Here is a 1626-nt window from a genome sequence, read left to right as displayed (position 1 = left end):
GCGCCCATCTCGGTCGATATGGCAGTGACCATTTCGTCATAGCGTCGCTCAAAAATGCTGATCAGCTTTTCCACCAAAGCAATCCGGTGTTCAAGCGTGGTCGCAGCATAGCCATCAAATGCCGCCCGCGCCGCATGGACCGCCCTGTCAGCATCATCAGGCCCGCAAACCGCAACAACGGCGCACACGTCTTCAGTAGCAGGGTTAACCGCATCCACCGTTGCCGTGGATGTCGCAGGCAAGACCCATGCGCCATTGATATAGGATTTAAGCGGCGAATTAGACATAACCACAAGCTCTTTTCTGATCATCATATGCATATTTTTCGGCACGCCAATAATGCCACGCTGCCCAGAACCCCGTCGGTGCCAGAACCAGCAATGCCATTCGAAGCGATTCGGCGTCGGCACCAGCGGGACCCGCGAAATAGTCGCTCAATAAACCCACGCCTTGCGGCGCGACGATCAAGTTGAAGACATTCGCCACCAAAAGCGAGACCGCAATCACCATCGCACGCATTTTTGGTGGTGCGAGATTCTGCAGCAATGACATGGCCGGGCCGATATAGAAATAGATCGCCGGAATGAATATCCACCACATCAACGTCGCGGTTGCCAAGGAGTTTGTGTAATACGCATAAATTGACGGAATGGTGGCCAAAGCAGTCACAACAGACAACAGGCGCAGCACTTTACGAGGGTCAGTATAGGACGGCCTTCCCACAAGCCATGCGGTTAGCAGCGATGCGCCTATGCCCATGATCAAATGAATGGGGCCAATCACAGCACCGGCCTCCCCCACATCCAAGCCATATGCGCGTTGAATAAAGGTAGGTGTAAACCACATCAAACCCCAGCCCCAAAGCGCAGAAAGGCCGCTGCCCATGATCGCGTGCACCATGCCTTTTTGCGACCAGATATATTTCAGTGTTTCCGTCAAGTTTGGCGCAGCGGAATCGTCAACCATATCAAGCCGCCCGCGCTTGGGTTCCTTGATTGTCAGCATGATAACAATCGCCAGCAGGATACCGGGAATGCCCAAAACGTAAAAAGCCATCCGCCAGCCATATTCTGCGGCTACATAGCCTGCCATGTCGGCACCCAGCCAAGCACCAATTGGCGCGCCGAGCGCGAAAATCGTCATTGCCATAGCGCGTCGTCCAGCGGGAAAATAATCCGCCACAATCGAGTTGCAAGACGGCGTTCCGCCAGCTTCGCCGACACCGACGCCGATCCGCGCCAACAGCAACTGCATGTAGCCTTGCGACATCCCACACAAAGCGGTCATCGCGGACCAAATGGTAATCGATGCGGCGAGCAGGTTGCGGCGGTTATACCGGTCGGCAATCCACGACAGTGGAATGCCCATGATGACGTAGAAAAAGGCAAGCGAAACGCCCGTCAAAAACGCCACTCCGGCGTCGGTGAGTTGAAGCTCAAGCCTGATCGGTTCAAGGACCGTCGACATCACATAACGGTCAGCAATGTTGATGGCGTAGGCCAACATCATAATGAACAGGACATACCAACGCTGCCCTAGCGTCGATACATCATCGGCACTTACTGGTGCGGTCGGCTCGTTGTTCGCCATCGTCATTCCCCTCAGGTTGCGGCCAGTTCTGGCCCT

General features: G+C 55.0%; 2 protein-coding genes. Both read right to left on the bottom strand.

Translation table 11 applies throughout. The features are described 5' to 3' along the window. Positions 1-287, bottom strand: a 287-nt coding sequence (locus HEQ34_RS14365) for an aldehyde dehydrogenase family protein (protein ID WP_296201601.1), incomplete at its 3' end; no start/stop codon positions are given. Next, on the bottom strand, positions 280-1626 hold a 1347-nt coding region (locus HEQ34_RS14360; protein WP_366934880.1), incomplete at its 5' end, for an MFS transporter. The genes HEQ34_RS14365 and HEQ34_RS14360, both read right to left, overlap by 8 nt.

This window comes from Sphingorhabdus sp., from assembly GCF_023910635.1.
In the GTDB taxonomy this organism is placed as follows: Bacteria; Pseudomonadota; Alphaproteobacteria; order Sphingomonadales; family Sphingomonadaceae; genus Sphingorhabdus_B.
This window is presented reverse-complemented; position numbering and strand designations above follow the sequence as displayed.